This is a genomic window from Salipiger mangrovisoli, assembly GCF_015223355.1.
In the GTDB taxonomy this organism is placed as follows: Bacteria; Pseudomonadota; Alphaproteobacteria; order Rhodobacterales; family Rhodobacteraceae; genus Salipiger; species Salipiger mangrovisoli.
Map to the genome: position 1 here is coordinate 135948 of NZ_JADFFK010000015.1, position 9052 is coordinate 144999.

Here is a 9052-nt window from a genome sequence, read left to right on the forward strand (position 1 = left end):
GGAGTCGGATCATGTCCGATGCGAACCTGCGTTTCGAAGTGACCAAAATGACCTGCGGTGGCTGCGCAGGGCGGGCGCAGAGGGCGCTTGCGGGGGTCGAGGGGGTGACCGAAGCCTCGGTGAATCTTGCGACCAGAATGGCGCATGTCGAGGGCTCTGCCGGGCTGCCCGCGCTGCGCGCGGCGCTGGACAAGGCCGGATATCCTGCCCGAGAGGCCACGATACGGCTGAACATCGAGGGCATGAGCTGCGCCTCCTGCGCGGGCCGTGTCGAGCGGGCGCTGAACGATATTCCGGGCGTGGTCTCGGCCAGCGTGAACCTCGCAAGCGAGATCGCGGAAGTGCGGCTTCTGGCCGGGGCCGCCGAGGCGCCCAAGCTGATCCGCGCCGTTGCGGGGGCGGGCTACAAGGCCAGCCTCGCCAGCGACGACAGCGCCGAGCACGAGGCGCGCAAGCAGGCCGAACAGGCGACGCTGAAGCGCGATCTGATCATCGCCGCGGCGCTGACCGCGCCTGTCTTCGTGCTGGAAATGGGCGGACATTTCATTCCCGGCTTCCATCACCTCATCGCCTCGACGATCGGCAAGACCACGTCATGGCTGATCCAATTCGTGCTGGTCAGCGCCGTGCTGGTCTGGCCCGGACGGCGCTTCTACCAGATCGGCCTGCCGCTGCTGCTGAAGGGCGCGCCGGACATGAACTCTCTGGTCGCGCTCGGCACGCTTGCGGCCTGGCTCTATTCCACCGTCGCGCTGTTCGCGCCGGGTCTGCTGCCCGAGGGCACGCGCGCCGTCTATTTCGAGGCGGCGGCGGTCATCGTCACTCTGATCCTGCTCGGCCGCTTCCTCGAGGCGCGGGCCAAGGGGCGCACCGGGGCCGCGATCAAGCGGCTGGTGGGGCTGAAACCCGCGACCGCACGGGTCGAGCGGGGCGCAGAGATCGTCGAACTGCCCATCGCCGAGGTGATCACGGGTGACGTGCTGCACGTCCGCCCCGGCGAGCGCATCGCGGTCGACGGTGCGGTGCTGACGGGGCGCTCCTATGTCGACAAGAGCATGATCACGGGCGAGCCGGTGCCAGTGGAGAAAACCGAAGGGGCCACGGTGGTCGGCGGCACGGTGAACGGTGCCGGAGCGCTCAGTTTCCGGGCCACGGCGGTCGGTGCGGACACCATGCTGGCGCGGATCATCGCGATGGTCGAGGAAGCGCAGGGGGCCAAGCTGCCGATCCAGGCGCTGGCCGACAGGGTCGTGGTCTGGTTCGTGCCCGCGGTCATGGGCGTGGCCGCGCTCACCTTTCTTGCCTGGCTTGTCCTCGGCCCTTCCCCCGCGCTCACCTATGCGCTGGTCACCGGGGTCTCGGTGCTGATCGTCGCCTGCCCCTGTGCCATGGGCCTTGCCACACCGACCTCGATCATGGTCGGCACCGGGAGGGCCGCCGAACTGGGCGTTCTGTTCCGCAAGGGAGATGCCCTGCAACGGCTCGAGAGCGTCAAGGTGGTGGGCTTCGACAAGACTGGCACGCTGACCGAGGGGCGGCCGGAACTGGTCCGCGTCTCCACTGCGCCGGGTTTCGACGAAAGAGAGGTGCTGCGCCTCGCGGCCAGCGCCGAACAAAGCTCTGAACACCCCATTGCGCGGGCCCTGGAACGCGCCGCCGAGGGCGGCCTGGTGCAGGCGGAGACGGTCGAGGCGATCGCCGGACACGGGCTGAGAGCGACGGTAGAGGGCCATTGCGTGCTGGTCGGCGCGGCGCGGCTGATGGCGCGCGAGGGCGTCGAGCTCGGGCCGCTGCGCGCCGCGCATGACGAGATCGCAGCTGCCGGTCAGACGCCGGTGCTGGTCGCCGTGGACGGGCGGATCGCCGGGGCGCTGGCCGTGGCCGACAAGCTCAAGCCGGGCGCGAAGCAGGCCATCGCGACGCTGCACGAGATGGGGCTGAAGACCGCGATGATCACCGGCGACACGCGGGCCACCGCGCAGGCCATCGCCGCCGAGCTGGGCATCGACCATGTCGAGGCCGAAGTCCTGCCCGAGGGCAAGCGCGACGCCGTGCGGGCGCTGCGCGCAGCCCATGGTGCTGTCGGCTTCGTCGGCGATGGCATCAACGACGCGCCAGCTCTGGCCGAGGCCGAAGTGGGTCTTGCCATGGGCACCGGCACTGATGTCGCCATCGAGAGCGCCGACGTGGTGCTGGTCTCGGGGGATGCAAAGGGCGTGGTCGAGGCGGTGCACCTCAGCCGCGCGGTGCTGCGCAATATCCGGCAGAACCTGTTCTGGGCCTTCGGCTACAACGTTGCGCTGATCCCGGTCGCCGCGGGAGTGTTCTACCCGGCCTTCGGCACGCTGCTCTCGCCGATGCTGGCGGCCGGGGCCATGGCGCTTTCCTCGGTCTTTGTCCTGAGCAACGCGCTGCGCCTGCGGCGTCTGCCTTCGGCGATGCCACCGCAGCGGCTCTCGTGCGGAACGCCCGTCATGCGCGCCACAGAAACGGAGGTAGAAGCATGAATATCGGAGACGTCGCAGACCGCGCCGGGCTGCCGCCCAAGACCATCCGCTACTACGAGGACATCGGGCTGGTGACCCCGCACCGGGGCGCAAACGGCTACCGCGCCTTCACCGAAACCGACGTGCACAAGCTGGCCTTCCTTGCCCGCGCCCGGACGCTGGGCTTCACAATCGAGGATTGCCGCACCCTGCTGGCGCTCTACGAGGACGAAAGCCGCGCCAGCGCCGAGGTAAAACACATCGCCGAGGAGCACCTCGCGCAGATCGACGAGAAACTGCGGCAGCTGCAGCAGATGCGCGACACGCTTGCGCATCTGGTCCATGCCTGCCACGGCGATGACCGGCCCGACTGCCCGATCCTCAGCGACCTGGCCAATACGGAGGCCGGCCGGTCAGGCCGGTAGTTCCATCGCCAGGAGCGCCTTGCGCGTCGCCCGCCAGATCGGCAGCACCGGTTCGAGGCTGTCCGCGGGCAAAGGATCCCCGCTCCGGGCCTTGTCTTCCTCGCGCCGGAGCGCCGCATGCAGGGCGCTGGCCCCGAAGACCGCCGCTGACCCGGCGATGCGGTGCACCTTCTCGGCGTAGCACGCGGGCTCGATCCCCGTGCCCAGTTCGTCGGCCAGACCGGCGAGACCGGCTTCGGTCTCCGTCAGGAACCGGTCGCACAGGGACGCGAAGAGCTGGGGTCCCAGCGACTCGGCCGCGGCGCCAAGCGTGACGTCGTCCAGCACCGCCTCGGGCAAGGCGGCTGCATCCGCGCTTGCGCCGGTCGCTGCGTCAACATCGCTTGTCGCCCCCACGGGGGCGATCCCCGAGATCACCTCGGCCAGCGCGCGCCAGGTGATCGGCTTGGTCAGCGTGGCGCACATGCCCGCATCGAGGAACCGCGCCATGTCGGCGGGCAGCGCATGCGCGGTGAGCGCCACGATTGGCGTCTGAACGTTCGGCCCGCTGCCCTTGCGCATCCGCCGCGTTGTCTCGACCCCGTCGAGCCCCGGCATGGAGATATCCATCAGGACGATGTCGAAACGGTCGCCGGCGGCAAGCCGAAGCCCTTCCGCCCCGTCATGCGCCTCGGTCACGGCGTGCCCCATCTTGCGCAGCATGGCGGTGGCGACCAGCCGGTTCACCGGGTTGTCCTCGACCACCAGAATGCGCGAGGGGGCCATTTCCGGAATGGCCTCGATCTGCTGCGGTTGCGCCGCTTTGTGCGGGGCGCGTTCCGCCGGCAGCAGGACCGTGAACCTGGTGCCGCGTCCCGGCGCGCTCTCGACCGAGACCTCGCCCCCCATGGCCTGAACAAGGCGGCGCACGATACCGAGGCCTAGGCCGGTGCCCTCGGCCGCGCGCATGTAGGAGGAATCGAGCGTCACGAAATCCTCGAAAATGCGCTCCAACTGGTCCTCGGGAATGCCGATGCCATTGTCCAGCACCTCGAAGGTAAGCCTGCCGTCTTTGGAAAGTCCGGTCAGCGACAGTTGGATTTCGCCGTTTTCGGTGAACTTGATGGCGTTGCCCACGAGGTTCACCAGCACCTGGCGGACACGCGCGCGGTCGCCCATCAGCATCGGGCAGCCCTGCTCGGGAAGCCGAACCTGCAGCATGTTGCCCCGCGCCGCGGCGGTTGGGCGCAACACATCAACGACCTCACGCGCAAGCTCGAGCGGGCAATAGGGCGTGCGGGCAAAGCTGAACCGCCCGGTCTCCAGGCGCGAATGGTCCAGCACGTCATTCACGTGCTGCAAGAGCACGTCGCCAGAGCGGCGCAGGATCTGCACGTATTCCCGCTGGTCGCGCCCCAGGTCGGTCTCGGTCAGCAACTCCAGGGCGCCGATCATGCCGTTGAGCGGCGTGCGCATCTCATGGCTCATGATGGCGATGAACCGCGCCTTCGCCTGTTCCCCCTCGACGGCGCGGTCGCGCGCATCGACAAGCTCTTCCTCGGCGCTGATGTCGCGGGTGATGTCGCGGAAGTAGATCGCACGAAGCACGTCGCCCTCGTGCTCGGTCTCGGTCACCGAAAGCTCCATCGGGTATCGGCTGCCGTCGGCCCGTGTCCCCTCGCAGCGCACGCGCCCGCGTCCAGCGTGCAGCGCCAGCCCCGGATCTCCCGCCTCGGCGGCCTGCGGCGGAAACAGCAGGTCAGAGGCGCGGCGCCCGAGCACCTGCCCGCTGTCGTATCCGGAAATGCACGCCGCCGCGCCGTTGAACTGGAGGATTGCCCCATTGCGGTCGGTCACCACGATTCCGTCCAGCGCCGTGGACACAACCGCTTCGAGGCGGTGGTTTGCCCGCGCGCGCCGCTGCGCCTGATCCCGCGCCACATGCATCAGCTGCCAAAGCGCGACGACGCCAAGCGCCAGGGCAAGCACCAGGATCAGCGACATGCCGGACAGGCGCACGAGGGAGTTCATCACCTTGCGCCGCTGCGTATCCGACGCGGCGGAGAAGGCGCGCACGCCGGAAAGCGAGACCTCGCGGATCGACAACCGCACGTTCTCTATCTTGGCGCGCAGTTCAGGCAGCGCCGCGACGAGCGCCGCGTCGGGCCCATCGATATAGGTCACCGTGTCGCTCAGAAAGGCCCCGATGGCGGCCATCGGCTCGCGCGCCCGCGAAGAGTTCACGATGTCCGAGTAGAGCTCGCCCCTGGAAATGGTTTGAAACCGGCTGAAAAAGATGTCGTAGGCCAGCCGCAATTCCTGCGTGTTGACGTATTCCTCGGGCCTTTCCAGCTCGCTTTGGAGACGGCCGAATTCCACTTCCATTTGCGCCAGGGACCATTGGCCATTGTCGGAGTTCGCTGTCGCAAGGCCCTGGATTTGCCGTGCCGCATCCACCGTCAGCAGCACCAGCGCCGCCAGGCAGAGCACGATGAAGGGCGCGCTGAGCGCCGCCCAGCGTTTGCGAGTCGGCAGGCTGCTGCCGTCGCCGGTTGCCGATGTGCTGCTCACGGCTCGACGACGATCCGGTTGAGCTGCCAGATGCTGCGCGCAAAGATGATCTCGCTGCGGTACTCCGGGTGATCGTCATAGGGGTAGACGATCCAGAGCGGCCCCTTGTCGCGCACGCTCATCAGCGACCCGTTGCGGGCCCAGGCGATGATCGGCCCCTCGGAGACCGCGTCATCGAGCGGAATTTCGGCGGAATACTCATTGATCGCGACGGCGCGCAATTTGCCTTCGGTCACCTGCAGGGCAGTGATCAGGTCATGCAGCGACACGCCGGTGAACCGTTGCGGACCCTCGGTCCAAATCGTGTTTGTGGTGAAGCTGGTCGTTCCAAGAGCCTCAAGCATGTGCAGGTCGAACGCCGCACCTTCCGGTGAATTGGTGACCGGCACCGCGCCGCTGACGGTGAGCAGCACCGCCCCCTCGGGTTTTTCGAGCGGCATGGCCGAGGCCGCGAGAGCGGGGATAAGGCAGAACACGTAAAATGCGACCCAACGGAACATAAACCTCTACCTCCTTGCGAACTCTATTGCCGCTCAATATCATACGGTTCAGTTACCCAAGCGCAAAGTCCTACCATATTGCGAGTTCTCGAGCCAGTTACTGAAACCATCCGGTAATACTTTTGCGACAGAAATCGCTTGCTGCATAGGTCGTACCAGGAGGACATATGCGTATTCTGGTCGCCGACGACCATGATCTCGTCCGAGAGACGATTGCCGCCTTCCTTCGCTCGGAAGGTATCGATGACGTGGAGACCGCGGCAACGCTGGACGAAGCTATCGCACTTGTCGAACGCGGCATATCCTTCGACCTGATCCTGCTCGACTACAACATGCCCGGCATGTCCGGGCTCACCGGTCTCGACCGTATGCGCGAGGTCAGCGGCGGCGTGCCCGTGGCCCTGCTCTCGGGCACCGCGACCGCTGATATCGCGCAGGCCGCCATCCGCTCCGGGGCGGCCGGCTTCATTCCCAAGACGCTACCGTCAAAGACCATCGTCAGCGCTGCGCAAGTGATGGCCGCAGGCGAGATTTTCGCCCCCTACAGCTTCATGACCCAAGTGCCCGACGGCAAGGCCGCCGAGCTGACCCCGCGCGAACGCGAGGTGCTGCGCGGCCTCTGCGCGGGCAAGTCGAACAAGGAGATCGCGCGGGACCTCGATCTGCAGGAAGTGACGATCAAGCTGCACGTCAAGACGCTCAGCCGTAAGCTCGAAGCGCGCAACCGAACCCATGCCGCGATGATCGCAAAGGAACTCAACCTGGCCTGAGCGTGGCGCGAACCGGGCCGGGCCTGTCGCCGCGCTGGCCTGCGAGCCGCGCGGCCGCGCTCAGATCCAGCGCAACCGCCGCAGGATCATGAGCTGCAGGCCGACGACCACCAAGAGCCCGCCGCAGAACAGCCAGAAAGCCACCGGTTCACTCGCGCCCGGCATCCCTGCCACGTTGATCCCGAAGAGCCCGGTCAGGAATCCGAGCGGCAGGAACAGCGCCGATAGCACCGACAGCATGTACATGTTGCGGTTCAGCCGGTCCGAGAGCTGCCCGGCCAATTCATCGCGCACAAGCGCCATGCGCTCGCGCATCGCGTCGGCATCTTCGACCACCCGCTCCAACGCATCCAGCTCCTCCTCGAGCTGCCGCAGGTCGTCCTGTTCCAGCCAGTCGGGATGCCCCCCCTGGAGCATGCGCAGCGCGTCGCGCTGCGGCAGCAAGTAGCGCCTCAGGATGATCGCCCGGCGGCGCAACTCGACCAATTGCTGGCGCAGCGCGTCGTGGCCCTCTTCCAGCACGTCTTCCTCAAGTTGGTCCGCCTCGTCCTCGATGCCGCTCCAGAATGCCTCGATGCGGAAGGTCAGCCGCTCGACCAGCATGGCCAAGAAGGCGGCGCAATCCTCTGGCCCATTGCCCAGCTCAAGCGCCCGCGCGATGTCTGCGACCGCCCGCACCTTGCGCCGCGACAGGCTGACGATGCGCTTCTGGTCGATCCAGAGCCGGATCGACACCATGTCCTCTGGATCAGCTCCGTCCATCGTGTTGATGCCGCGCAGGATGACGATGAGCCCGTCGCCGATGCGGGTGATGCGCGGCCGGGTCTCTTCGGCCACCAGCGCGTCGATGATCGTCGGGTCGAGGTAGGACAGGTTGTCGACGATCCAGCCCGGCGCATCGGGGTGCGCGGCGCGTAGGTGAACCCAACCCAGGGTTTCGCTGCGCAACACCTCCGGAGCAGCCCCCGGCGCGAGTCGCGTCCCGGCGGAAGCCCCGGACAGGATGAATCCGGCTTCGATGAGGTCTTCGGGAGCGGTGACAAGCTGCTGCATGCCGCAGAAGGTACATCGGTACTCGGAAAGAGCAAGCCCTGCCACTGGGCAAGAAAATGACGTGATTTCAACGGCTCAAGTGCGTGACACCAAGCGGTCCGCCAAGCTGTTCAAAAACGCACAGAGCATCGCTACTTTTTGGAAACCCTGGGGTTTTTTAAGTCTCGTTCACAGAACTTTTGCATTCACAACTAAACTAAGCAGTTCATTTATTCTGAAAATCGCGAAGTTTTCGCCCTATTGGTATTCCGTGGCTCACTTTCAAGTGCACGATTTCGCGATCTGGCGTGATTGATCCGGTGATTTGATAAATGCCCTCCAAACAACGATTTACTCATCGTCCCCGACAGAAACGGGAACGCGGCGACGCCTGACGCCACCGCAGTCAAACGCAAAATAGGAACGTCGTTATGAAATCCCTTATCGCATCCGCCCTCATCGCAACCGCCGCTCTGACCGGTGTGGCCTCGGCAGCATCGCCGACCGCAGCTCCCGCACAGAAAGAGATCAAGGCGCTCATCCCGGACGCCGACCTTTCCGGCCTGACCGCCGCAGAGATCGTCTCCATCGACCAGGCCATGGACCGCGTCGATGGTGCGGCTCAGAAGATCGGCACCGGCGAAGCACTGATCAAGTCGCTGCAGTGACGGCTCGGCACGCCGGCCGGCGTGCCCCCTTCGCAGCAAGCCACGAGACGTATCGCGTCACAGCTTCGGTGGGTCGCCCTGCATGAGCGGCCCGCCCCTCCCACGGGGGCCAGCCCCCAGCGCATAGGCGCAGATCCAATGGCATCGAAGAATGCCGCTCAAAAAAGTTACGGAAGGAATACCCAATGAAAACCCTTATCGCATCCGCCCTCATCGCCACCGCAGCCCTGACCGGCGCCGCATCGGCCGCAACCAGCACCGCAGAGCGCGCCACCCGCGCGATCGAGAGCGTGCTCCCCGGCACCGATCTCAGCGGACTGAGCACAGAGCAGCTGGTGGCCGTGGCGGGAACGCTCGAGAACACCGATGGCGGTGCCGCCAAGAAAGCCGGTGTGACCCGCGCCCTGATCAAGTCCCTGCAGTAAGCTGCCTTGTCGGAGCCGCGCCCCGCGGCTCCGCGAGCGCTTCGCGCAGCGCGAAGGCCGGTCCGTTTCCGGGGACCGGCCTTTTCGCGTGCCCCAAGCCCGCCATCGCCGCGCTTCTCGCGCCATGCGGGGCCGCGGCAAGGAAAAGGGGCCGCCCGATGGGCGGCCCCTTCCCTATGTCCGCCCGGTCCGTAGA

The 9052-nt window shown here is 66.5% G+C and carries 8 protein-coding genes; 5 read left to right on the forward strand and 3 right to left on the reverse strand.

Annotated features, from left to right (window positions below; all coding sequences use genetic code 11):
• Window positions 1–11: 11 nt before the first annotated feature.
• Together IQ782_RS19220 and cueR are read left to right on the forward strand one after the other, a co-directional pair.
• Window positions 12–2507, forward strand: a complete 2496-nt coding sequence (locus tag IQ782_RS19220; protein ID WP_194136286.1) for a heavy metal translocating P-type ATPase — start codon at window positions 12–14, stop codon at window positions 2505–2507.
• Window positions 2504–2911, forward strand: coding sequence for a Cu(I)-responsive transcriptional regulator (gene cueR / locus IQ782_RS19225; RefSeq protein ID WP_194136287.1), 408 nt, complete (start codon window positions 2504–2506; stop codon window positions 2909–2911). Before IQ782_RS19220 ends, cueR begins: the two co-directional genes overlap by 4 nt.
• Here cueR and IQ782_RS19230 read toward each other — a convergent pair.
• Together IQ782_RS19230 and IQ782_RS19235 are read right to left on the reverse strand one after the other, a co-directional pair.
• The gene (locus IQ782_RS19230) at window positions 2900–5461 is read right to left on the reverse strand and encodes an ATP-binding protein (protein ID WP_194136288.1); all 2562 of its coding nucleotides are present in this window, start codon (window positions 5459–5461) and stop codon (window positions 2900–2902) included. The genes cueR and IQ782_RS19230 overlap by 12 nt on opposite strands.
• Window positions 5458–5961, reverse strand: a complete 504-nt coding sequence (locus tag IQ782_RS19235) for a putative pterin-binding protein (protein ID WP_194136289.1) — start codon at window positions 5959–5961, stop codon at window positions 5458–5460. The genes IQ782_RS19230 and IQ782_RS19235 overlap by 4 nt, the downstream gene beginning before the upstream one ends.
• Before the next feature lie 167 nt (window positions 5962–6128).
• On the opposite strand from IQ782_RS19235, the gene IQ782_RS19240 reads away from it, so the two are divergent.
• Complete coding sequence (locus IQ782_RS19240; protein ID WP_194136290.1) at window positions 6129–6731, forward strand: response regulator; 603 nt, start codon at window positions 6129–6131, stop codon at window positions 6729–6731.
• Between the two features lie 60 nt (window positions 6732–6791).
• Here the strand turns inward: IQ782_RS19240 and IQ782_RS19245 are convergent, their stop codons facing one another.
• Window positions 6792–7784, reverse strand: coding sequence for a zinc transporter ZntB (locus IQ782_RS19245; RefSeq protein ID WP_194136291.1), 993 nt, complete (start codon window positions 7782–7784; stop codon window positions 6792–6794).
• Window positions 7785–8194: 410 nt separating this feature from the next.
• On the opposite strand from IQ782_RS19245, the gene IQ782_RS19250 reads away from it, so the two are divergent.
• The gene (locus IQ782_RS19250) at window positions 8195–8431 is read left to right on the forward strand and encodes a hypothetical protein (RefSeq protein WP_194136292.1); all 237 of its coding nucleotides are present in this window, start codon (window positions 8195–8197) and stop codon (window positions 8429–8431) included.
• Between the two features lie 185 nt (window positions 8432–8616).
• Entirely contained in the window at window positions 8617–8856 is a 240-nt protein-coding gene (locus IQ782_RS19255) for a hypothetical protein (protein ID WP_194136293.1), read from the forward strand.
• Window positions 8857–9052 lie beyond the last annotated feature (196 nt).